At 33.3% G+C, this 23,090-nt stretch carries 23 protein-coding genes; 17 read left to right on the plus strand and 6 right to left on the minus strand.

Annotated features, from left to right (window positions below; genetic code table 11):
* Window positions 1–3 precede the first annotated feature (3 nt).
* The 7 genes from UH7x_RS04880 (at window position 4) to UH7x_RS04910 (ending at window position 5,924) form a co-directional block, all read left to right on the plus strand.
* Window positions 4–978, plus strand: a complete 975-nt coding sequence (locus tag UH7x_RS04880) for a phosphotransferase (RefSeq protein WP_482362600.1) — start codon at window positions 4–6, stop codon at window positions 976–978.
* Window positions 975–2,258: an ADP-ribosylglycohydrolase family protein gene (locus UH7x_RS04885; RefSeq protein WP_482362601.1), complete on the plus strand. Its 1,284-nt coding sequence runs from the start codon at window positions 975–977 to the stop codon at window positions 2,256–2,258. The genes UH7x_RS04880 and UH7x_RS04885 overlap by 4 nt, the downstream gene beginning before the upstream one ends.
* An 85-nt stretch (window positions 2,259–2,343) precedes the next feature.
* Window positions 2,344–2,853: a rhodanese-like domain-containing protein gene (locus UH7x_RS04890; protein ID WP_482362602.1), complete on the plus strand. Its 510-nt coding sequence runs from the start codon at window positions 2,344–2,346 to the stop codon at window positions 2,851–2,853.
* Between the two features lie 62 nt (window positions 2,854–2,915).
* A complete protein-coding gene (locus UH7x_RS04895; protein ID WP_482363578.1) occupies window positions 2,916–3,587 on the plus strand; it encodes a TIGR04282 family arsenosugar biosynthesis glycosyltransferase in 672 nt (223 codons plus the stop codon).
* On the plus strand, window positions 3,584–4,399 hold the full coding sequence (locus UH7x_RS04900) for a purine-nucleoside phosphorylase (protein ID WP_482362603.1): 816 nt from the start codon (window positions 3,584–3,586) through the stop codon (window positions 4,397–4,399). The genes UH7x_RS04895 and UH7x_RS04900 overlap by 4 nt, the downstream gene beginning before the upstream one ends.
* 69 nt (window positions 4,400–4,468) lie before the next feature.
* On the plus strand, window positions 4,469–5,230 hold the full coding sequence (locus UH7x_RS04905; RefSeq protein ID WP_482362604.1) for a DUF547 domain-containing protein: 762 nt from the start codon (window positions 4,469–4,471) through the stop codon (window positions 5,228–5,230).
* Window positions 5,231–5,234: 4 nt separating this feature from the next.
* Complete coding sequence (locus UH7x_RS04910) at window positions 5,235–5,924, plus strand: TIGR04283 family arsenosugar biosynthesis glycosyltransferase (protein WP_482362605.1); 690 nt, start codon at window positions 5,235–5,237, stop codon at window positions 5,922–5,924.
* Window positions 5,925–5,968: 44 nt separating this feature from the next.
* Here the strand turns inward: UH7x_RS04910 and UH7x_RS04915 are convergent, their stop codons facing one another.
* Window positions 5,969–6,805: a mechanosensitive ion channel family protein gene (locus tag UH7x_RS04915; protein ID WP_482362606.1), complete on the minus strand. Its 837-nt coding sequence runs from the start codon at window positions 6,803–6,805 to the stop codon at window positions 5,969–5,971.
* A gap of 184 nt (window positions 6,806–6,989) precedes the next feature.
* On the opposite strand from UH7x_RS04915, the gene UH7x_RS04920 reads away from it, so the two are divergent.
* A complete protein-coding gene (locus tag UH7x_RS04920; RefSeq protein WP_482362607.1) occupies window positions 6,990–7,490 on the plus strand; it encodes a hypothetical protein in 501 nt (166 codons plus the stop codon).
* 22 nt (window positions 7,491–7,512) lie between these two features.
* Here the strand turns inward: UH7x_RS04920 and UH7x_RS04925 are convergent, their stop codons facing one another.
* From UH7x_RS04925 to UH7x_RS04945, 5 genes are all read right to left on the minus strand, one after another.
* Window positions 7,513–8,583, minus strand: coding sequence for an N-acetylmuramoyl-L-alanine amidase family protein (locus tag UH7x_RS04925; RefSeq protein WP_482362608.1), 1,071 nt, complete (start codon window positions 8,581–8,583; stop codon window positions 7,513–7,515).
* Between the two features lie 177 nt (window positions 8,584–8,760).
* Window positions 8,761–10,017 carry a POTRA domain-containing protein gene (locus UH7x_RS04930; RefSeq protein ID WP_482362609.1) on the minus strand — a complete coding sequence of 419 codons (1,257 nt, stop codon included), beginning with the start codon at window positions 10,015–10,017 and terminating at the stop codon, window positions 8,761–8,763.
* Between the two features lie 12 nt (window positions 10,018–10,029).
* Window positions 10,030–10,761 (minus strand): hypothetical protein, encoded by a 732-nt coding sequence (locus tag UH7x_RS04935; protein ID WP_482362610.1) that lies wholly within the window; start codon window positions 10,759–10,761, stop codon window positions 10,030–10,032.
* Window positions 10,758–11,765 carry a glycoside hydrolase family 113 gene (locus UH7x_RS04940; protein ID WP_482362611.1) on the minus strand — a complete coding sequence of 336 codons (1,008 nt, stop codon included), beginning with the start codon at window positions 11,763–11,765 and terminating at the stop codon, window positions 10,758–10,760. Before UH7x_RS04940 ends, UH7x_RS04935 begins: the two co-directional genes overlap by 4 nt.
* A 45-nt stretch (window positions 11,766–11,810) precedes the next feature.
* Window positions 11,811–12,704 (minus strand): hypothetical protein, encoded by an 894-nt coding sequence (locus UH7x_RS04945; protein ID WP_482362612.1) that lies wholly within the window; start codon window positions 12,702–12,704, stop codon window positions 11,811–11,813.
* A gap of 146 nt (window positions 12,705–12,850) precedes the next feature.
* On the opposite strand from UH7x_RS04945, the gene UH7x_RS04950 reads away from it, so the two are divergent.
* The 9 genes from UH7x_RS04950 (at window position 12,851) to argC (ending at window position 23,086) form a co-directional block, all read left to right on the plus strand.
* Window positions 12,851–14,197, plus strand: coding sequence for an NAD(P)/FAD-dependent oxidoreductase (locus tag UH7x_RS04950; RefSeq protein ID WP_482362613.1), 1,347 nt, complete (start codon window positions 12,851–12,853; stop codon window positions 14,195–14,197).
* 8 nt (window positions 14,198–14,205) lie between these two features.
* Entirely contained in the window at window positions 14,206–15,786 is a 1,581-nt protein-coding gene (locus UH7x_RS04955; protein WP_482362614.1) for a 4Fe-4S binding protein, read from the plus strand.
* A gap of 53 nt (window positions 15,787–15,839) precedes the next feature.
* Window positions 15,840–16,325: a toxin-antitoxin system YwqK family antitoxin gene (locus UH7x_RS04960; RefSeq protein ID WP_482362615.1), complete on the plus strand. Its 486-nt coding sequence runs from the start codon at window positions 15,840–15,842 to the stop codon at window positions 16,323–16,325.
* Between the two features lie 150 nt (window positions 16,326–16,475).
* Window positions 16,476–17,171, plus strand: a complete 696-nt coding sequence (locus tag UH7x_RS04965; RefSeq protein WP_482362616.1) for a glycosyltransferase family 2 protein — start codon at window positions 16,476–16,478, stop codon at window positions 17,169–17,171.
* 32 nt (window positions 17,172–17,203) lie between these two features.
* Window positions 17,204–18,688: a cellulose synthase family protein gene (locus tag UH7x_RS04970; RefSeq protein ID WP_482362617.1), complete on the plus strand. Its 1,485-nt coding sequence runs from the start codon at window positions 17,204–17,206 to the stop codon at window positions 18,686–18,688.
* Between the two features lie 111 nt (window positions 18,689–18,799).
* Window positions 18,800–20,140 carry a glycosyltransferase family 87 protein gene (locus UH7x_RS04975; protein WP_482362618.1) on the plus strand — a complete coding sequence of 447 codons (1,341 nt, stop codon included), beginning with the start codon at window positions 18,800–18,802 and terminating at the stop codon, window positions 20,138–20,140.
* A 177-nt stretch (window positions 20,141–20,317) separates the two neighbouring features.
* Window positions 20,318–20,932, plus strand: a complete 615-nt coding sequence (locus UH7x_RS04980) for a GNAT family N-acetyltransferase (protein ID WP_482362619.1) — start codon at window positions 20,318–20,320, stop codon at window positions 20,930–20,932.
* Window positions 20,929–22,119, plus strand: a complete 1,191-nt coding sequence (gene argG / locus UH7x_RS04985; protein ID WP_482362620.1) for an argininosuccinate synthase — start codon at window positions 20,929–20,931, stop codon at window positions 22,117–22,119. The genes UH7x_RS04980 and argG overlap by 4 nt, the downstream gene beginning before the upstream one ends.
* Complete coding sequence (gene argC, locus UH7x_RS04990; protein WP_482362621.1) at window positions 22,112–23,086, plus strand: N-acetyl-gamma-glutamyl-phosphate reductase; 975 nt, start codon at window positions 22,112–22,114, stop codon at window positions 23,084–23,086. Before argG ends, argC begins: the two co-directional genes overlap by 8 nt.
* Window positions 23,087–23,090: the final 4 nt, after the last annotated feature.

Genomic DNA, 23,090 nt, shown 5'->3' on the forward strand with positions numbered 1-23,090 from the left:
TTAATGAATACTTTTGAACAAAACACAATTATTTCAGCCTTCCAAGAATATTTTCATGTAAACAATTGGCTGCTCACAAAAGATGAAGCCATTTTAGCTATTGAAAAGCCAGGTGAGGGTAATATGAATGTTGTTTTACGTGTAAAAACAAATCAGCGCTCGTTCATCTTAAAACAATCTCGCCCTTTTGTTCAAAAGTATCAACAAATTGCAGCTCCAATCGAGCGGTTAATTGTTGAACATCAATTTTACAAAACATTAGAAAAAAGTGCTTTAAGTGCTCATATGCCTAAAATACTGGGTTGTGATGTTTCTAATTTCGTAATGCTTTTAGAAGACTTAGGAGATTGTGAAGATATGGTAACTATCTACAAAAATAGAGAAATTAATAAAGAAGCATTTCAGAAGTTAATCTTTATTATTGGGTTAGTTCATCGTACAAAAGTGTCTGATGATTTCCCTGAAAATATGGAGATGCGCCAATTAAATCATCAACATATATTTGTACTACCTTTTTTAGAAGACAACGGATTTTCATTGGATGATATACAACCCGGACTACAAGAATTATCAACACAATACAAGAAAGATAAGGCTTTAAAAAAGGTAGTTAAAAAAGTAGGTGCTAAATATTTATCTAAAGGAAAAACACTATTGCATGGTGATTATTACCCGGGAAGTTGGATGACAGAAAAAAATAACCTCTATGTTATAGACCCTGAATTTAGTTTTAAAGGGTTTGCAGAATTTGATTTAGGTGTAATGGCGGCACATCTAATTATGGCCACTGGAAAGAAAAAATATTTAGACCGTATATATGCCAATTACGATGGAAAGATTAATTTTAAGTTACTTTCTAAAGTAGCGGGTATAGAAATAATGCGACGTATTATAGGTTTGGCTCAATTACCATTGGACCGAACAATTGAAGAGAAGAAAAAACTTTTAAAAAAAGCTCGAAAAATGATTTTAGTATGAAAACAAAACTATTTATCACTGGTTTAGCCTGTTTAGTTTTAACTATATCATGCAAAGAATCAACTTCTTCTATAGCTATACCTTCTCCAAAAAATTCAACTTTTGTTTCTGAACCTATTCAATTATCAAAAGAAGAATATTACAATAAGGTTTTAGGCGCTTTAGTTGGTTCTGCAATTGGTGATGCAATGGGAGCTTCTACAGAAATGTGGCACAGAAATGAAATACAATTAAAGTATGGCTACATTAATGGTCTTACCGCCGCTACAAGAGAACAATCGCCAGAGGGAACATGGGATCACAATTTACTTGCCGGAGCCACTACCGATGATACCCGGTGGAAATTTTTTATGATTAAATATTTTTCAAATAATCAAACAGGTATAAATCCTGAAAGATTTTCAAAGTTTATTACCGATTATTATGCATCATTAACTAAGGAATTAGGGAGTGATGAAGTAGCCAAGAATCCTGATTTATTAGACAATCAAATAGAAAAAGTAGATTGGATTAAAGAATGGGCACGTGTTTCTTTAGCATATCAAAACGGAGACAAAGACTATCAAAAAGCTCAAAATCGTTTTTACGGTGGTGAGATGTCTTGTGCTGGTCAATTATACACTCCCATGTTTGGTTTACTTTCAAAAACTCCGGAAGACGCATACAAGATAGCTTATGAACATTCAATTTTTGACATTGGTTATGCTAAAGATATTTCGGGTCTTGTTGCCGCTATGACGCAAACCGCAATGCGAACCAAAAACATAGATTCTATTTTAAATACCGCAGTTTTCGTTGACCCTTTAGGCTATAAAAGTTCAAGACTTGTAACCCGAATTAGTCAAAATGTTCTCGACGCCTCCCGACGTACTGTACTAGTTTCAAGAAAATTATCGGAAGAAAATGATTCTACGACTACGGCCATGCCAAAAGGATATCCCAACACAAAGCGAGAATGGATACAACAAGATTATCTGTATTCGTTTTTAGATAATGACAAAAAAGCCATTGCATTCCATGCTGGTGAAATTTGGCAGATTATGGTTACCGCAATAGATTATGGCCAGGGTAATTTTCAAAAAACCATGCAATTCATTGTAAATTATGGTCGTGACAATGACACAGTAGCGGCCGTTGCTGGTATGATACTTGGTGCCAAAGATGGATATAACAACTTACCAGAAGATTTAAAAACTAATGTTTTAAAGGTAAGTAAAGAAAATATGGGAATAGACTTAGAGGCATTAGCTAAGGAAATGACCGAAAGTGTTTATCGTTAACATTATATTTGTACTACAAAATTCGAAGCGCTTGATATAGATATTAAGTTTCCTAAATAGTATGTTTATCTTAAAAACAAACACTTTGAAAAAAACGTTTTATTTCTTATTGGTTTTATTTGCGGTTACTTCTCCTGCAATTGCACAAACCAAAATTGACCGAACTTTAAGGCAATTGAACAAAGAGAGTGTGCCATATACATATGTTGACAGTCTCTCTAACACTGGCAATATTTTTTTGCTTGATACCAGAAAAAAAGAAGAATTTGATGTTAGTCACCTCGAAAATGCTATTTGGGTTGGTTACAAAGATTTCGAAATTGATTCTATTCTACGTAAGATTCCCGACACGGAAAGTGAAGTAGTTGTATATTGTTCTATTGGTGTTCGTTCTGAAGATATTGGCGAAAAACTAAAAAAAGCAGGTTACTCAAACGTAAAGAATCTATATGGTGGAATATTTGAATGGAAAAATAAGGGGAATATAGTTTATGATACGCTTGGTACAAAAACTGAACGCGTTCATGCTTTTAACAAACAATGGGGTAAACTATTGATAGCTGGCGAAAAAGTTTACGACAAAAAGAAAAAATAAACTAGAAATTTAGATTGGCATTCCGACGCCTAAATTGGTTTTAAAATATATTCAAATTGGGAATCTTAGTTCAAAAACAGCAAAAAAAGGACGCTAAAACAGTTCATTTTAGTTTAGTAAACTCTAAAAACTTATTACTCATATTTACCCGCAATCCAGAATTAGGAAAATGTAAAACCCGTCTGGCCGCAAAGGTTGGTAATCAATCAGCTTTAGAAATTTATAAGTTTCTACTAAAACATACGGTTAGCTTTACACAGAATTTAAACGTTGCCAAATTTGTTTATTATTCAGAAGAGATTTGGGAAGATGATATTTGGAATTCTTTATTCTACGATAAAAAATTACAGAAAGGCAATGATTTGGGTGATCGCATGGCTAATGCATTTCAAGATGGATTTACATCAGGTTTTGAAAAAATCATCGTTATAGGTAGTGATATGTATGATTTGAGTCAAGATGATATCGAATCGGCATTTTCATCTTTAGATAAAAACGATTTTGTAATTGGACCTGCAGATGATGGTGGTTATTACCTATTGGGTATGAAAAAATTCAATTCAAATCTTTTTCAAAATAAAGAATGGGGCACAGCAACCGTTCTTGAAAAAACACTAAAAGATTTAGAATATGAAAATTTAGCTAAACTCGATGTAAGAAATGATATTGATCTCTATGAGGATATTGAAAATAATGAAGTCTTTTATCCTTTTATAAAACATATGAAAGCATGACACAAAAACAATTAGACGAATCTGTAGCTTATTTAAAAGATAAAGGTTTCGACAACCCGGAAATAGGCATTGTTTTAGGTACCGGATTAGGCAATTTGGTTGACATAATTGAAAATTCAATTGAAGCCCATTACAATCAAATTCCATTTTTTCCACTCGCAACAGTTGAATTTCATACTGGCAAACTAATATTTGGTACCATAGAAAATAAAAAAGTTGTAGTAATGCAAGGGCGTTTTCATTTATATGAAGGCTATGACTTTCAGGTTATCACCTACCCTATTCGAATTATGCATCAATTAGGCATTAAAAAATTGTTTATTTCGAATGCTGCGGGTGCCATAAACCTCGGTTTTAAAAAAGGCGATATTATGTTGATTGAAGACCATATAAATATGCAAGGTGGCTCCCCATTAGCATTTAAAAACGTTGCCCAATTTGGTGAGCGTTTTGTAGACATGATGGAACCTTATGATGTGGATATGCGTAATAAATTGATAGCGATTGCTGAGCGTGAGAGAATTAATTTAAAAAAAGGAGTATATACTTCTGTACTTGGTCCGCAGTTAGAAACAAAGGCAGAATACCGCATGCTTAAAATAATAGGATCAGATGCTGTTGGCATGAGCACCGTACCCGAAGTAATTGTTGCCAATCATTTACGATTACCTATTGTGGCTGTTTCGGTGCTTACCGATGAATGTGACCCCGACAACTTAAAACCTGCTAAAATTGAAGAAATCATAAGAATAGCTGAAGAGACAGAGCCAAAAATGGTAAAGTTATTTAGTGAGTTAATAAAGGTAGTTTAACAAAAATTCAGGTATTTTGTAAGGTTTGGAACAACTATTGAACTAAATAAAGAAACCAAAGAGATTGTTATGTTCAAGTCCATAATTTTTACAGTTTTAGGTATTTCATTCTTAATTGGAATAAACTATGACGATAGTTCCCAATATAACGTAGAATCAACAGCGGCAACCGCAAGCTATTTAGTTACAGATCACTCACTTTGGAATTCATTATTAGCTAAACACGTTGATGCTGATGGAAATGTAGATTACGCTAGTTTTGTAGCAGATAAAGGGGATTTAGAAACTTATTTGGATCAACTTAATAAAAATACACCTGCAGATGATTGGTCTAAAAACGAAAAGTTAGCCTATTATATAAATTTATATAACGCTGCTACTGTTAAGCTTATACTAGATAATTATCCTTTAAAAAGCATAAAAGATATAAATAGTCCTTGGGATAAAAAATGGGTACTTGTTGGTGGTAAGAAATATTCTTTAGGTAGTATAGAACATAAAATTCTACGTAAAATGGATGAACCTAGAATTCATTTTGCAATTAATTGTGCTTCATATTCATGTCCAAAATTAATTAATACAGCTTTTCTTGCGGATACAATGGAAAGTCAACTAGAGGCAGCAACTGTAGATTTTATTAATGACAACACTAGAAATAAAATTTCTGAAGACAGGGTTCAACTGTCCAACATTTTCAAATGGTACAAATCTGATTTTACCGACAATGGTTCTTTGATTGATTATTTAAATAAATATGCAAAAATTAAAGCTTCTGAAAACTCTAAGGTATCATATTTAAACTACGACTGGGGACTTAATCAAGCGCGTTAATATAATGTCAATTAGCATAATAATACCCGTTCTAAATGAAGCAAGTATTATTGCAAGTCTATTAATATATCTGAAGCAAAATTCTTCATCACGAAATATTAAAGAAATTATTGTTGTTGATGGCGGCAGTTCCGATAAAACAATTTCTATAGCTAAAGAGTTTGGCGCAAAAGTAATACATGCTAAAAAAGGTAGGGCGAAACAATTAAATTGCGGAGCAAAAAATGCAATTGGAGATATACTCTATTTTTTACACGTTGATACTTTGCCCCCAAAGAATTTCGATACATCGATTATAAATGCTGCTCATTTAGGTAACAAAGCTGGTTGTTTTCGCATGAAGTTTAACACGAAGAGTAAATTCTTAAACCTTTTTGCATGGATGACTAAACTCAACTACAAAATATGTAGAGGAGGTGATCAGTCTTTATTTATCACTAAAGATCTGTTTGAAGAAGCTGGTGGTTTTAATGAAAATTATATTGTTTATGAGGATAATGAATTTACGGATCGACTCTACGAAATAATCGATTTCAAAATTCTACCACGTCATGTAATAACTTCTGCAAGAAGATATGAGGAGGTTGGCACGGTAAAACTTCAATATTATTTTGGTGTTATGCATTTTAAAAACTATACAGGTGCTGGCCCAAAAAAACTACACGATTATTATTTAAGGAAGATAGCGGTATAATCTTTTAAGTGCCTATTTTTCCTATATTATTCAAGCAAAAAAAGTTATTCTTTATTCGATTTAATATATACATCGAGTTGAGGAAAAGGTATGGTAATATTATTCTCAATAAACTTTTGGTTTATGGTTCTGCGAATATCACTTTTCATTCTATCAGATCCAAAAATAGTACTACTATAAAATAGTACCTGAAAATCTACAGAGGAATTACCAAAATTTACGAGACGCGCTTCTATTAATTTGTCGCCAATAACTTCTGGATGTTCTTTAGCACTTTCCTCCAGGATCTTTCTAACAAACTCAACATCGCTCCCATATGCAACACCAACTTCTATTCTAAACCGATTCTGCTTTGTTTGATGGCTCCAGTTAATCACTTTGTTAGTTGTAATTAAAGAATTAGGAATTATGATTGAAATATCATCGGTGTTTAATCCTTTAGAAGTTCGTAATCCAATTTCTTGTATTTTTAAAATAGATCCATCAATCTCTAGAATATCTGCTACTCGTATAGATCTTTCAGAAAGCAATATAATGCCTGAGATTATGTCATTAAATGTCTGTTGCAGACCTAGGCCAACCCCAACTAACAATGCAGCAGAACCTGCTAATAAAATAGAGACTTTAAATCCTAATGATTCTAAAATAAAACCTATTGCTATTATCCATATAATGTATTTAATTATTTGATATAAAGAATATTTATTGCCTTCATTAAATTCATCCAAATTGCTTTTACGGAAAATAGATTTTTTAATTAATACCAAAATCACTTTTGTAATGATTACAATAAGTAGAATCAAAAACAAAGCAATCACCTTTAAGCTATACTCGCCAATGCTAAAAAGCTCAAATTCAAAAAACTTATTTAATAAATCCATAATTTCAAAATAACAATTACATCTCTAATGTATTACATTAATCCAATTAAATAAGGTAAATCGATTTTTCTTTAGAACACTTTTAAAATTTAAAAAACACGATAAACCAGTTCGTTAAATATTCTTTAGATTTAGTCGCTACTTAATTTTGTATTTTTAACTATAATCTTCTTATTAAGATAAAATGAGAGCCCTAGTATTTTTCCTTTTTTCAATTTTATGCACTTTGTGCATATCTGCACAGCATACTATTGAGAAACCTAACACCTCTTATAAAAATATAGAACGGGTTACTTTTAATGGGTTAAGTTTTCCGGAAGGTGTAAATGGAGAGCTATTTAAAAATCTAAAAATAAACTATCGAATCACAGAAAACAATCAAGTTCAGCTGCAACATTTTTATGAGAAATATGGTACAAATGAATTTACAAGTTCATCAATACTGTTCAAACGACAAATAAATAAGAATCTATTTTTATTCGCAGGACCTGAAGCTGTTTTTGGAATAAATCAAGAAAGTGGCTTGTTTGAGTCCAAGCAGATTAACATGTTTGGAGGCATCGGATATGAAGCGAATCCAAATTTACTATTAGAACTAGGCTATCGAGCAAGAACCTACAATAGTGCTAATACGAGTTTTGGAAACCCCGCACCTAATTCGGTTATGTTACGAGCAAGTTTCTAGTTTTTAAATAATTAAACTTAGTTTAACGAATTCTACCTATTTCACCGCTTTCATAATCTAATAAAACCCCTTCAGAAATCCACTTTGCAAGTGCTTGTCTATTATCGGGATCTAAAATTCTACGTTGGTCTTTTTTATTTCTGATGTTACCAATTTCTATAAAAGTCATTGCCGGGTGAGTTCGCTTAACAAGATATAAAGATGTACGATCTTGAAAAGTACCCGAGTAGATTCTATTAGGCTGATACTTTTTATATTTTTTTTGAAACGTTTTGTGAATACTTTCAGCTAATTTTTTACCATTCTTACTTTTTTCATGATGGTAGAAAAAGACATCTATATTTTGTCCTTTACTTCTACTATCAACATGAGTAACAATCAAACGTTGAAATTTCCCCCTATTCTTACTGTGAAGTTGATTTACAATATCTACACGTTGTTTTAATCTTGCAACCTGATTTAGTGGAATAACCTTATCTAAATAAGCAACCTCATCATGATCAATCTTCAAAACTCTTTCATCACGGATACCGTCATTAGGGTCTCTAATTATAATATAAACGGTAGCCCCATGCGATAATAATTCTTTAGCTAATCGTAAGGTAATATCATAGGCGTACTCATCTTCAGCAATAGATTTTCCACCATATACTGCCATTGCTCCAGGATCTGGCCCACCATGCCCTGAAACTAAATAATATACAGCACCATTTAAACGCTCACTTTGCGAAACAACAGCGGAATGTTTCTCGCCAAAAATCTCATATTCTTTACCTACTACTTTTTTAATTTCGGTTGTTTGTTTCTGTATCGCAGCAACTACAGGCACTGTATCTAATTTTTCATTAGGAATTTTATATGTTCGACCAGCATAAAGATGAACGCTATCTCTGAGATTATCGATATTTAATGCCACAAACTCATCAAAATAATCATACGGGTGAAGTCCTTGTTTTCTTAACAATAATAAAATACCATCACCACTTTCTGCTTTTACTGTTGCCAAGGAATCTTGCGCGAAAATCTGTCCACCGCAAAAAACAGTCAAAATTACTATTGCCTTAAATGTATTTTTAAAATTTAGTACGCTCATTAATACCTTTTGCATGAAGAAACCAAAAACAATGCCTAAATGTACATTGCACTACAACAAAATTACGCAAGCAAATGAAAACCAAGAAGTCAATATCAAAAATTAGTTAACGATTTACTTAACAATTTAAAAAGATGTTTTATTTAAACCTGTACTGAACATAAATAAAAGGAATGTCTAAAAATATTGTCCAATACCAAAAACTAATCCGCGTGAAGCACCTTTTGTAATTCCGTATCCATAATCTATTCTGAATACAGCATTGAAAATTCTTTTATGTACGAAACGAAGCCCTAAACCAGGATAAATTCGAATATTATCAGCGTTGGTAAAATCGTTAAGCTTGCCGCCCGGATTTCGCCATGTACCAGCATCAACAAAAACATTGCTTTGTAAAATAAACCAATTTTTATCAATTAGATTATGACGATACTCGGTATTTAAAACTATTGTACCTGTCCCACGGTCAATAGTGTTTCCCACTCCCCTAATATTTATATTATTATCAACTGAAAATGGTGCAAAGGGTGTTTTTTCATTGGATGAAAGCCCCGCTCTTAAACGACTTGCCCATACCCCTTTCCCGTATAATTCTCGATAGTAAATCAAATCGTTAAAAGCAATAACGAAACTCGGAAAATCTGTTTTAACAGCTTTTACATATTGAAAATTGAAAGTATTTCGAAAGCCATTCAATAATTGATAGTCATAATCTACACCATCATATTGATGAATTAACTTTATTAGTGCCTTATCAATATCTAACGTTCTAGGCACATTAACACTGGTTGCACCAGATACATATTCATAATTCTCAGTGAAAAAACCTCCTCCAAAAGACAATTGATTTCTTGAATTAAATTGATGCACTACCATTATTTCAGTGGCTCTATTATTGTAGCTATAATCTGCCGAAGTAGCATCAAAAAAAATAGGCTCCAAAGTATTTAAGTCATGATAACTTAGAGACAAACCCCATTTTCTACTAAATAAATATGGAGCTTTCACTTGTAGCCCATAAGAATTAAAAACATCATATTGATAGAATGCACCCAAGGTAATATTCCTTCCTAGAAAATTAAATTCTTGTAAACCCACACGAAATGCAAACTCGTCATTACTTGAAGTATAGATACTCGCAAAAGGAATAAGTGTAAAATTTTCAACAACTGTAAATAGAACTTCAGCACTTTCTTGTTCATTATAAATCACCTCAAAAACAGCATTTGAAATAGAAGGTAATCGTTTTAAATACTGAACATCATTTATAATTTTCAACGAATCTAATCGCTCACCGGGGGCTGTTTGAATGAGGTTTTTAAAAAATGAAGGTTTTGTTCTTTTAGTTCCTTCTATTGCAACATTAGACACAGTAGTTTGGGCAACAACTGCTATACTCGTTAAAAAAAAACCTATTAAGAAAAAATTTCTCATAAAAGCAAAACCCTAATTCTCTTCTAAAACAAAAGGTATTTCAACAAAAAGATTAACCCAATTATCTTCGCTTACACCCATTAAAGTAAAATTGTAATTGAGATTATAATCAAGTTCTGGTGGTGTTTCTCGTGTAACATTTAAAACAACATTGGTAGTATCATAATACTGAAATCTTCGATCTTCTGTATATGTTCCGGTAAGGAGGTTATCATTAACATCCGAAACAACTTCAAAATAAATAACAGTATCATCATAAACACCCTCCGACCATGAAAAAAGAGGCATTGTTGTATTGACATTCGTAATAGCAACACTATCCCGTAAAATTTCTGTCGGTTTGGAATCTTTTTTTATTCGGATAGGGTTGCACAAATGCACTTTACCTTCTTCTTCAAACGATACAATTACCCAAGCTCCTTCGGTAACTCTTGTTTCAATTTTCTTTAAATACCCGTTAAAAATATCTTGTGGAACAACATCAAACTCATCATATTCCGAAAAATCATTTTTATCGGAGTTTGCAGATCGCGTTTCAAAGTATCGAATATTCGATGCTCCTATTCTCGGATATAGAAAAACGCTAGTGCGGTCATCATTTTTATTGCTTGCAGCACATGCAATTACATTGTCTCTTACAATTTCTGATTCATCAATAGCGGCCTCTAGGGTACCCGATAAAACCTCTTTATCAACCGAACAGCTATAAGTTAATGCAATAACAATTAAAATAATATATCTCAAAATGAACTCGATTTAAAGTGGTCTCTAATTACTTCTTCCGCCTTTTTGTTCTGAGGTGTAAATCTGTTATCCGCTGCGCCACCGACTTTATCATGATTAACAAACCACTTCCAAACATAACCACCAGCAAACCAATCTTCTGACCAAAATTCTTCAAAAAGTACTTTTGTTGCAATCGCTTGTCCCTCAAAATTCACTTGTTCTTCGTTGCGATCTACGAGCCATGGTTTTTTAGCTGTAAAGTCCATACTACGATAACCAAACTCCGTAAATATTACCTGCTTATCTACTTTTTTCGATAAATCTGCAATTGGTTTTTTCCATTTCTGCCAGCCTAATTTTAATTGTTCTACGGTAGGTGTTTTTTCCTCAGATAATGGAAAATATGCATCAATACCAATATAATCTAAATCTGACCAAAATGGTGTTCTAGTATATTCATCCCAATTTGCGGCATAGGTTAATTTACCATTATAAACTTCTTTAACCTTTAGTATTAAATTTGTCCAAAATTCTGGTCTATTCTTAACGAATAATTCTAATTCGGTACCAATACAAAAAACATCAATTTTAGAATCTTCAGCCAAAGCTGCATACGAGGTTATAAAGTCTGCATATGATGTTTCAAGAGTTTGCCAATCACTTTCATTCTCCATTACAATACTACCCGTAAACAAACCTCTAGAAACCCATATTTGAGGTTTAAGCATAACGCTTATACCATTTTCATGCAATAAAGCCACATATTGCTTAGCCCCTTTTTTGGTTTCACCAAACCACTGTCTTTCTGAATTAAAAATTACTTCGGGCGAATTTAAATCACGTATAAAGCCAAATGGCATTACCGCGGCATGAGTTGCATTTAGAGCAACCACAGGGTTTATATGATCTTGAGTAACTTCATTTCTCGAAGCAACAAAACTCACACCATTCATTTTAGTCAATTTCTGACCCGCGCAAGAAAGTTGCAAAAAGACTAATACAAGGAGACCTAGTTTTTTCATTTAAAGCGAAATAGTCCCCTAAAATAGCCTTTTTATTAGTTTGTACTACAAAATAACACGTAAACCCAAATTAAAGGTCTGACCGAGCCCAGTGTTATTTCCTCTGACAAAATTAGTATAAAGCACTTCTAAATTTAGTGCATGTGTAAGTTGGTATTTTACTCCTCCGCCTAAGGCTGTGTAATTTTGACTAAAATTGTTTCCTAAATCCAAACGCTGCAAATGTTGAGCTAAAGCTAAAATGGTGAACTTATAACTAGGAAAATAACTTAAGAAAATACCTGGTGCCAAATTCATACTATTATTGGCAAAGCTATCACCTGCAGCTCCAAAATTAAGTTCTGTATTTAGTTCAGAAAACAGTTGCCATTTCTCACTAGGGAAAGTATAATCATAAAAAAATCGATTCTGCCAAACGTACCCATTTTGCTCTAAATAAACTCCGTTTTCGGTTTCGTTATCAATCAATGGAATAAAGAATGAGCTCTGAATTGAAAAATTACTCAATGAAGCAATAGGCACAAACTTCACAGAGGGCGCAATCGCAGTTATACCCGATCTGGCCGAACTCGCTTCACCATCAAACTTAAACACATCTAAAGCAGCCCTATCTTTAATAGTATTACTACGTACACGTGCTATTGCACCGACATTCCACCTTTTATTCTCTCCTACCCCCGTATAAGCCTCTAGTGTTGCCGTAAAAAATGTGGCTCTCGGAATATCAACATCACTAAATGTGCTTTTAGTTTCGGTGTAAAGGTTATTAAACCACTTAAGATCCCATTGACCTTTGCCCATTAATTTAGAAGGTGTGTATTGTTGAATATTACTTTTATTTACCGGATCGTCTGCGGTGTCATCTTGACCTTGAATTACAATGAAAAACAGAAATATCGAAGATTGAATAAGAACTAAAATGCGTTTTCTAAAATCCATTATTGGTGGTTATTTTATTATTATGTTCTTTATAGTCCTAGTTATAGCGCAAAACTTACGCGTTTGTAATATTTTATCAAAAATTAAATAAAATATTAAGTTCTTACCTTTAGTTACGACAGAATCTTAAAATAGCACAAACCAACATGGAACATATAGTTATTATTGGCAACGGAATTGCAGGCGTAACAGCTGCCAGACACATAAGAAAAAATTCCGATAAAAAAATAACAATTGTTTCTACGGAAACCGACTATTTCTTCTCACGTACTGCGCTAATGTATGTATATATGGGGCACATGAAGTTTGAACATACGCAGCCGTATGAAAATTGGTTTTGGAAAAAGAATAGGATTGATTTAGTAAAAGGTTATGTATCTGAAGTAAAACATGAGAACAAATCTTTGATTTTATCTGATGGCAAAAACATTACGTACGATAAATTAATTATTGCTACAGGGTCTAAACCCAATAAATTTGGTTGGCCAGGCCAAGATTTAGAAGGAGTGCAAGGACTCTATTCCAAACAAGATTTAGATAAATTGGAAGCAAATGCTCCTGACAACAAAGTTTGCAAACATGCTGTTATTGTTGGTGGGGGACTTATTGGTATTGAACTAGCAGAAATGTTACGAAGCAGAAAAATACCAGTGACCTTTTTAGTTAGAGAAAGTAGTTTCTGGAATGGTGTTTTGCCAAAAGGAGAATCTGAAATGATAAACGAACATATTCTCGAGCACCATATAGATTTGCGCCTAGCCACCAATTTGGTTGAAATACTTTCTGATGATAATGGAAAAGTAAAAGCTATTACAACGGATAAAGGTGATACTATAGAATGTGATGTTGTTGGTTTAACAGCAGGCGTAACTCCAAATATTGATTTTCTAAAAGAATCGGGAATAGAAATAGGTAGAGGTGTAAAAGTCAATCGGTTATTAGAGACTAATATAAAAGACATTTATGCGATTGGCGATTGCGCAGAACAACATGAAGCAATTGGCAACAGGCGTCCAATTGAAGCCGTATGGTATACTGGTCGCATGATGGGCGAAACTTTGGCACAAACTATTTGTGGTAATGCGCGTGAATACAAACCTGGGCATTGGTTTAATTCAGCTAAATTTTTAGACATTGAATATCAAACTTACGGGTGGGTATTTAGTGAGAAAGGAATTAAAGACTATGAACAACATTTTCATTGGCGTCATTCTAAAGAAAACTTAAGTATTACTATTTCTTTTGATAAGGATACTAGAAAATTTTTAGGCATCAACACCTTTGGTATACGTATGCGACACAAAATTTTTGACCAATGGTTGACAGAAGAAAGAAGTGTAGAACATATAATGGAATACCTAAAAGATGCCAATTTCGACCCTGAATTTTATTCGCAATATGAATCTCAAATAGTTGCAAAATTCAATAAGGAAATGGGCTCCAATATCAATCCCAAAAAAAAGAGTTGGAAACGAATTTTTGCAAAAGCTTAATAAATAATATGAAAGCCATAAAAACCATAGGACTTATAATTTTCTTAATCGGATTGGGCCTTTTTACTGTGCTCCCATTAGTAGGAGGTTTTAAATTAGATCAAAGTACATTTGATGAGATTGTTGCAGATAAAGGTTTCAAAAGCGAATTATTTATTCAGTCAATGCAAACCGAAGTTGTTGATAGAGATTTCAATGGCATGTTGGAGCTCTCCCCTAAAATAGTTGACGCACTTGAAAAAGCAAACGCTCAACACAGAAAAAACAAAGAATATAAAAAGGTCATTTACACCTCGCCGCATGACATGGCAACACTAATCGGCAAGTCCTCTGGAATCGGATTTATTGCGAATAACAAAGGATTAATGTGGTTACTTACCTTTGGTTTTGGTATAATTGGCGCATTACTTTTTATACTTCCCAATATAATTCTGCTTGGTAAAAAAGGCATTAAAAATGATGGTATTTATCATAAAAGTTCTACGAATAGAGGTTGGATAGCGTGGTTAGTTTTTATCTTTTTAGTTAGTTTTTACCTCGTGCTATATTTTAGGCCTGAATTTGCTGTCAATTGGACATTTCTAGTGGACCCTATTAGTGAATTCTTAAGTGGAAACCCTGCTGGACATTGGTTTGTTTATGGTTTTATGTATTGCGTAGTTATGACCGTAATGGCCGTAAGAATGTACATAAAATATCGCCATAACGTTTATCAAATGGTGCGAACCACATCGGTTTTATTTTTTCAAATCGTTTTTGCGTTTTTGATACCCGAAATAATGACGCGCTTGCAAATGCCATATTACGATTTTAAAAATGCCTTTCCATTAGATTACGATTTCTTTTTTCAATGGAATTTAAAATCACTATTAAATAGTGGTGGCATTGGACTATTTATTCTCGTTTGGGGCGTTGTACTAACCGTAGTTGTTGTACCAGTAATGGTATATTTCTTTGGAAAAAGATGGTATTGTTCATGGGTTTGTGGCTGTGGGGGTCTAGCAGAAACTCTAGGAGACCCTTATCGACAACATTCGAGTAAATCTTTATTTTCTTGGAAAATTGAACGGTGGCTTATTCACGGTGTATTGCTTTTTGCACTAGTAATGACAGGCATGACTTTATACAGTTTTTTCGCAGAAACAGGAACGGTTCTAGGTATAAAAACGCAAAGTGTTCAAAATACATACAGTTTAGCTGTAGGCTCGGTATTTGCTGGTGTAATAGGTACAGGCTTCTACCCTATTTTCGGTAATCGTGTATGGTGCAGATTTGGTTGTCCGCTAGCTGCTTATTTAGGTTTTGTTCAGCGATTTAAATCACGCTTTAGAATAACTACTAATGGTGGACAATGTATTTCTTGCGGTAATTGTTCAACCTATTGTGAACAAGGTATAGATGTGCGCGCTTATGCACAAAAAGGAGAAAACATAGTTCGTTCTAGTTGTGTCGGCTGTGGTATTTGTTCTGCTGTTTGCCCACGTGGCGTATTAAAATTAGAAAACGGACCTGAAGTCGGTAGGATTAATCCAACAGAGGTTTTATTGGGCAATGATGTTGATTTAATGGATTTAGTAAACAAGAAGTAGTAAAAATGATTATGTTAGACACCCCGAAACCTAAAAAGTTACATCATAAATAGATGATTCATAAAATTCTAATATTGGCGACTTTGTTATTTTTCTTTGGAAATTCTTCCAAGGAGAATAACCGCTATTACAAAGAATATTATGAGACCGGAAAAAAGAAATCTGAAGGTTGGGTAAAAAACGGTGTAAAATCGGGCTATTGGAAATTTTATTATGCTAATGGAAACGTCGCCGAAAAGGGGCATTACAAAAATGGTAAGCGAGTAGATTACTGGTATTTCTACACTCCTAATAAAATAAGGAGTAATGAAGGACACTATTCACAAGGCAAAAAATCGGATTGGTGGCTGTACTATGATGAAAAAGGTAGACTCGATTATAAATGTCAATTAAATACCGGCATTAAAAATGGATATTGCATTCAGTATGATAATGGTGAAATTGCAGCAGCCATAAAATACAATAGAGGTAAAAAAATAAAGGAATGGAACGATATAAAAAGCTTTAAACGAGAGAATAAACTAAGAGATTTACGATAATGACCAAAAGTATTCCCCTGTTCATTTTTACAATTTTTCTATACCAATCAAACATACTGAGACTTAAATCACCTATATTCAATCAAAAGCAATAATTCATTGCATCTAATACAAGGCTAAAACAAATACAACCTGAAATAGGTATCAGCAATGGAAAATACAATTATCAAAGTTATAATACCCGCATTTAATGAAGCTGATTCTATTGCATCGGTCATCAATGAAATTCCTGATATTGTTTCGGAAATAATAGTAGTCAATAATAATTCATCTGACAAAACTGCTCAAAACGCGCAAAATGCAGGTGCTACGGTACTTACCGAAAATAGAAAAGGCTATGGATACGCATGCTTAAAAGGCATGAATTATATAGCAGAGCAATCCGAAAGACCACATATTATCGTATTTATTGATGGAGATTATAGCGATTTCCCTGAAGAACTAACCAAACTAGTGGCGCCAATATTAAATGATCGTTATGATTTTGTAATTGGTGCACGTGTAAAGCGACTAAGGGAAGATGGTAGTATGACACCACAACAAGTTTTTGGTAATTGGTTAGCAACCAGCCTAATGAAATTGTTCTTTAGGGCAACATTTACTGATCTTGGACCGTTTAGAGCTATACGGTACGACAAGTTATTGGAGTTGCAGATGGAGGATAAAACCTACGGATGGACAGTAGAAATGCAACTTAAAGCACTGAAAAAAAAGCTGACATACACCGAAATACCAGTGCATTACAAGAAAAGAATTGGTGTTTCTAAAGTATCAGGAACCGTAAAAGGTAGTATATTTGCAGGCATAAAAATCTTGGGTTGGATATTCAAGTACAGCATAAAATAAAACTGAGTTTTTTATAAAATCAGATGTAAAATATGGGATTGATTGTTACATACATTATTTTAGCAATATACAGTATCTCTTTGATGCTCATATTCTTTTATAGCCTTGCGCAGTTAAACCTGTTAATCAACTACTTAGGTGACAAACGCAGAAATCAAACAGCACCAAAATTCAACTTACTAGATCCTAAAGAGATACCCTATGTAACCATACAACTTCCGGTTTACAATGAGGAGTATGTAATGGACCGTTTGCTTGAAAACATCTCAAAAATAGAATATCCAAAAAGTAAATTAGAAATTCAAGTCCTAGATGACTCTACTGATGACACTGTAATTGATACTGCAAAACACGTAAAAGCTTTACGCGAAACAGGTTTAGATATTACTCATATTACACGTACTAATCGTCAGGGGTTTAAAGCTGGCGCCTTAAAAGAAGGTTTAGAGATTGCGAAAGGTGAATTTATAGCCATTTTTGACGCAGATTTTTTACCAGACAGCGACTGGTTAAAAAAAACAGTTATCTATTTTAAAGATGCAGAAATCGGTGTTGTACAAACGCGCTGGGGACATATTAATAGAGACTATTCAACATTAACACGTATTCAGGCTTTTGCTTTAGATGCACATTTTACTTTAGAGCAGGTTGGTAGAAGTTCGAAAGGGCATTTTATCAACTTTAATGGTACAGCTGGTATCTGGAGAAAAGAATGTATTCTTGATGCAGGCAACTGGGAAGGTGATACACTTACCGAAGATCTTGATTTAAGCTACAGAGCACAATTGAAAGATTGGAAATTCAAATATTTAGAGGATGTTGAAACTCCCGCTGAATTACCTGTAGTAATAAGTGCAGCACGTTCACAACAATTTCGCTGGAATAAAGGTGGTGCGGAAAACTTTAGAAAATCTGTTTGGCGTGTTCTATCAGCAAAGAACATTTCATTTAAGACCAAGTTTCATGGTGTAATGCATTTATTAAACAGTTCAATGTTCTTATGTGTATTTTTAGTTGCCCTATTAAGCATACCTGCTATGTATATTAAGGCAATATATCCACAGCTAGATTGGGTGTTCACATTACTTCAGTTTTTTGTTTTAAGTACTATTATCTTGTTCGTTTGTTATTGGTTTACTTATAAAAGTATTCAAGGCAGCAGTTTTGATAAATTTATCGATTACATTAAACTTTTCTTTACCTTTTTTGCAGTTGCTCTTGGTTTTTCATTACACAATACTATAGCTGTTTTAGAAGGTCATATGGGTAAGCGTAGTGAATTTGTACGTACTCCAAAATTCAATATCAATAGTATTACAGAAAGCTGGAAAGGCAATAAGTATCTTGCTAAAAAACTTTCACCAAATATGATTATAGAAGCTGCATTAATGGTTTATTTCTTATTTGGAATGTACAGTGCAATTCCACTTAACGATTTCGGTCTTTTTCCGTTTCACTTTATGCTGTTTTTAGGCTTCGGATTTGTATTTACAAAGTCTTTGACTTCAAGAGCTTAAAATTCTAGCAATTAAATAATATAATTTTCATATTTTCAGTTATTCAAACCGACTATAACTGTAATGCAAAATCGCATATTTTCATACATCAAACTCCACAAAATTCCCATTTTGCTGGTTATTACAAGTTTGTTGTTTTATTTTGTTTTTGCTTATCAATTACCTCGTACAGATTTTATTAAACTTTTGTGCTTTTTTGTAGCACTTTTCATGCTATGTTTTAAAATAATACAGTTTGAAAAATGGAACTACAAATTCCTATTAATCGTAGGCATTCTGTTTCGATTAGTGTTTATGATGGCAGAACCGAATCTGTCACAAGATTATTATCGTTTTATTTGGGATGGCGAATTGGTCAGTAATTTCATCAATCCGTATTTAGAAGTACCAAACACCCTAATAGAACAAAAAGATTTAGTAATCGCGAATGCCAAAGAGCTTTATAATGGCATGGGGACATTAAGTGCACGACATTTCAGTAATTATCCTCCCATGAATCAATTTCTATTTGCAATCGCTGCACTTTTTGGGGGAAAATCAATTCTAGGCACAACAATAGTAATGCGTATTATAATCGTACTAGCCGATTTAGGTATATTCTATTTCGGTAGAAAACTATTACGAAACCTAAATCAATCGCCTCACTTAATCTTTTGGTATTTTTTAAATCCACTTGTAATTATTGAACTTACCGGAAATCTTCATTTTGAAGGGGTTATGCTCTTCTTTTTTGTTTGGTCTATTTATCTTCTATCCGTAAAAAAATGGCTACTTGCTGGTATTCCTTATGCGTTAGCAATATCGGTGAAGTTAGTACCGCTAATGTTTCTTCCACTATTTCTAAGATATTTAGGCTTCAAGAAAAGTATTTTGTTTTATATAATTGTTGGCAGTGTTTCTATTGCATTATTATTACCATTTTATTCATCTGACTTTGTAAACAATTACTCTCAAACTGTTGGACTATGGTTTTCCAATTTTGAATTCAATGCTGGCCCTTATAATTTAATAGAAAAGATTGCTGTCTATTACGATCAGAAACCCTGGGAATTTATTAAAAGGTATGGAAAAGTAACGCCATACATCACCATTGCTATTGTACTACTATTTTCACTTTTAAAAGTAGACAAGCAACTAAAAAGCGTTTTAATAGCCATGCTCTGGGTATTAACTAGCTATTATTTTATGAGCACAACGGTTCATCCGTGGTATATCATTTTTCTGCTCCCTTTATCTGCTTTTTCTGATTTCAGATTTCCAATTATTTGGTCTGCAGCTGTAATACTTAGTTATTATGCCTATGCTCAATCAGACTTTAAAGAAAATCTTTGGCTTCTAGCTATTGAATATATTTCTGTGTTTGGCTATATGTGCTACGAAATCGTCAAACTAAACAAACAAAAACCTTTTTTTCGAAAAAATAACAGTTCTAATGTTGTCAACTCAATTTAATTTGTATTTTTGATTTTCAATGCAAGAACAGAATTACATATTCGCATTAAATATACGTCCGGTATCTCTACGCCGTCGTCGCCCGTAAGGGTGCACTTCTATTATGGAAAAAGGTGAGTCCATTTCCGCATTTCGACAAAAAACATTCAAAAAATTTAATTTAAACAGGTAGCAACAATGGATATTGTTATTGCTAACGAATCACATTTTAAGTACGCTCAAATTATTTGCGATACTATTGCAGAATCTGCACAAGTACGTGGTACTGGTATTGCGAAAAGAACTCCTGAGTATATCAACAAAAAGCTTTCTAACGGCAACGCCGTAATTGCTTTAGAAGGTGATAAATTTGCTGGTTTTTGTTATATCGAAGTTTGGGGGCACGAAAAATATGTTGCAAATTCAGGCTTAATTGTACATCCTGATTTTAGAAATCAGGGTCTAGCTAAGAAAATAAAAAACGAGATTTTTAAGCTATCAGCCAGTAAATTTCCAGATGCAAAAATATTCGGAATCACAACCGGGCTTGCGGTAATGAAAATTAATTACGAATTAGGATACAAACCCGTAACATTTTCAGAGTTAACCGATGACCCCGAATTTTGGAAAGGCTGTCAGACTTGCAAAAATTTTGATGTTTTAACACGCACCGAGCAAAAGATGTGTCTTTGTACTGGTATGTTATACGACCCAAAAGTTAAAGCAAAATCTACAAAAAAGCCTAACAGTAAAGTATATCAAAAATTAAAAAGTTTAAAGGAAAGTATATTCCTAAAGAAAAATACAAAATGAAAAAATTAGTTTTAGCATACAGTGGTGGCCTCGATACTTCGTATTGTGCCAAATATTTATCGAAAGAAAAAGGATTTGAAGTACATGCAGTAAGTGTAAATACAGGCGGTTTTTCTGCTCAAGAAATTGCGACTATCAAAGAAAAAGCATTACAACTTGGTGCAACATCTTATACTTCTATAGATGCTGTTCAAACTTTTTATGATAAAGTAGTCAAGTACCTTATTTTCGGTAATGTACTAAAAAACAACACCTATCCACTTTCGGTAAGTGCAGAACGTATTGTTCAGGCCATTGAAATAGTAAACTATGCAAAAGAAGTGGGTGCATCATATATTGCTCATGGAAGTACAGGTGCTGGAAATGACCAAGTACGATTTGATATGATTTTTCAAATCATTGCTCCCGAAATTGAAATCATTACTCCTATTAGAGATAATTCATTAGCCAGAGAAGCAGAAATTGCATACCTAAAAGAAAACGGTGTAGACTATTCTTGGGAAAAGGCAAAATATTCAATTAATAAAGGGCTTTGGGGCACATCTGTAGGTGGTGAAGAAACGCTTACATCAGAAAAAGCATTACCCGATTCGGCATACCCAAGTCAATTACAAGAAAAAAATCCATCTGAAGTAAAACTAACTTTTGAAAAAGGAGAACTTGTAGCTATTGATGGCAAAAAAGATAACCCAGTTGCTAATATAGAAAAACTAGAAGCCTTAGCTTCTACTTATGCAATCGGTAGAGATATTCATGTGGGAGATACTATTATTGGCACAAAAGGTAGAGTTGGTTTTGAAGCTCCTTCGGCATTAATTATAATAAAAGCACACCATTTGTTAGAGAAACATACACTTACAAAATGGCAACAATATCAGAAAGAACAACAGGGTAATTTTTATGGAATGCTCTTGCATGAAGGTAATTATTTAGATGCCGTAATGCGAAATATTGAAGCCTTCTTAACTGATACTCAAAAAACTGTTTCAGGTGATGTGTTCGTTGGTCTTTATCCATTTCAGTTTAGATTACAAGGTATTTCATCTAAACATGATTTAATGACCGATGCTTTTGGCAGTTATGGAGAAGTAAACAAAGGTTGGTCTGCAGATGATGCAAAAGGCTTTATTAAAATACTTTCGAATTCAGGAAAAATTTATAATCATGTAAACCAAACCAATGATTAAGGCAGCAATAATTGGTGGCTCTGGTTACACAGGCGGTGAGCTCATTCGAATATTATCGAATCATCCGGAGATTGAAATAGATTTTGTTTTCAGTACTACAAGAGCAGGAAAAAAACTATCTACGGCTCATCCTGATTTATTAGGCTTAACTGAAATGAAATTTACTGGAACTGTAAATCCAGATGTTGACGTTGTATTTCTATGTTTAGGCCATGGTAATTCTTCTAAATTTTTAATTGAAAATAAATTCTCAGATGCTACAAAAATAGTAGACCTTAGTAATGATTTTAGATTAGAGAAAGACGCACTTTTTCAAGGCAAAGAATTTATATACGGATTACCAGAAATAAATAAAATTGCAATAGAAAAGGCAAATTATATTGCCAACCCAGGTTGTTTTGCAACAGCCATTCAATTGGGATTATTACCATTAGCAAAAGCTAGACTTTTAGATAAAGATGTTCATATAAATGCTGTTACTGGCAGTACTGGTGCTGGTGTTAGTCCGTCGGCAACTTCACATTTTAGTTGGAGAAATAATAATGTAAGCTGGTACAAACCGTTTACACATCAACATTTGGGTGAAATAAATGAGAGTTTAAAATCTTTTCAAAAAGATTCTGGTGAATTGTTTTTTCTTCCAAATAGAGGAAATTTTACAAGAGGAATTTTAGCAACTGCCTACACAAAATTTGATGGTAGTATAGAGGATGCTATTGCACTATATAAAGATTTTTACGCTGATGCATTATTCACTCAGATTGCTGAAGAACCTATAAATTTAAAACAAATTGTAAACACCAATCAATGTCATGTTCATTTACATAAACACGAAGGAGTTTTATTAATTACTTCTGCAATTGATAATTTATTGAAAGGAGCATCTGGTCAGGCAGTACAAAATATGAATTTGATGTTTGGCATAAATGAGAACATTGGACTCAATTTAAAAGCAGGAGTATTTTAGAAAA

The organism is Aurantibacter sp. UH7, from assembly GCF_056839165.1.

What these genes read in the sequence shown, in the direction of transcription:
- UH7x_RS04880 (WP_482362600.1), top strand. Translation starts at nt 4, where the DNA reads ATGAATACTTTTGAACAAAACACAATTATTTCAGCCTTCCAAGAATAT.
- UH7x_RS04885 (WP_482362601.1), top strand. Translation starts at nt 975, where the DNA reads ATGAAAACAAAACTATTTATCACTGGTTTAGCCTGTTTAGTTTTAACT.
- UH7x_RS04900 (WP_482362603.1), top strand. Translation starts at nt 3,584, where the DNA reads ATGACACAAAAACAATTAGACGAATCTGTAGCTTATTTAAAAGATAAA.
- UH7x_RS04905 (WP_482362604.1), top strand. Translation starts at nt 4,469, where the DNA reads ATGTTCAAGTCCATAATTTTTACAGTTTTAGGTATTTCATTCTTAATT.
- UH7x_RS04910 (WP_482362605.1), top strand. Translation starts at nt 5,235, where the DNA reads ATGTCAATTAGCATAATAATACCCGTTCTAAATGAAGCAAGTATTATT.
- UH7x_RS04915 (WP_482362606.1), bottom strand. Translation starts at nt 6,805, where the DNA reads ATGGATTTATTAAATAAGTTTTTTGAATTTGAGCTTTTTAGCATTGGC.
- UH7x_RS04920 (WP_482362607.1), top strand. Translation starts at nt 6,990, where the DNA reads ATGAGAGCCCTAGTATTTTTCCTTTTTTCAATTTTATGCACTTTGTGC.
- UH7x_RS04925 (WP_482362608.1), bottom strand. Translation starts at nt 8,583, where the DNA reads ATGAGCGTACTAAATTTTAAAAATACATTTAAGGCAATAGTAATTTTG.
- UH7x_RS04930 (WP_482362609.1), bottom strand. Translation starts at nt 10,017, where the DNA reads ATGAGAAATTTTTTCTTAATAGGTTTTTTTTTAACGAGTATAGCAGTT.
- UH7x_RS04940 (WP_482362611.1), bottom strand. Translation starts at nt 11,765, where the DNA reads ATGAAAAAACTAGGTCTCCTTGTATTAGTCTTTTTGCAACTTTCTTGC.
- UH7x_RS04945 (WP_482362612.1), bottom strand. Translation starts at nt 12,704, where the DNA reads ATGGATTTTAGAAAACGCATTTTAGTTCTTATTCAATCTTCGATATTT.
- UH7x_RS04950 (WP_482362613.1), top strand. Translation starts at nt 12,851, where the DNA reads ATGGAACATATAGTTATTATTGGCAACGGAATTGCAGGCGTAACAGCT.
- UH7x_RS04955 (WP_482362614.1), top strand. Translation starts at nt 14,206, where the DNA reads ATGAAAGCCATAAAAACCATAGGACTTATAATTTTCTTAATCGGATTG.
- UH7x_RS04960 (WP_482362615.1), top strand. Translation starts at nt 15,840, where the DNA reads ATGATTCATAAAATTCTAATATTGGCGACTTTGTTATTTTTCTTTGGA.
- UH7x_RS04965 (WP_482362616.1), top strand. Translation starts at nt 16,476, where the DNA reads ATGGAAAATACAATTATCAAAGTTATAATACCCGCATTTAATGAAGCT.
- UH7x_RS04970 (WP_482362617.1), top strand. Translation starts at nt 17,204, where the DNA reads ATGGGATTGATTGTTACATACATTATTTTAGCAATATACAGTATCTCT.
- UH7x_RS04980 (WP_482362619.1), top strand. Translation starts at nt 20,318, where the DNA reads ATGGATATTGTTATTGCTAACGAATCACATTTTAAGTACGCTCAAATT.
- argG (WP_482362620.1), top strand. Translation starts at nt 20,929, where the DNA reads ATGAAAAAATTAGTTTTAGCATACAGTGGTGGCCTCGATACTTCGTAT.
- argC (WP_482362621.1), top strand. Translation starts at nt 22,112, where the DNA reads ATGATTAAGGCAGCAATAATTGGTGGCTCTGGTTACACAGGCGGTGAG.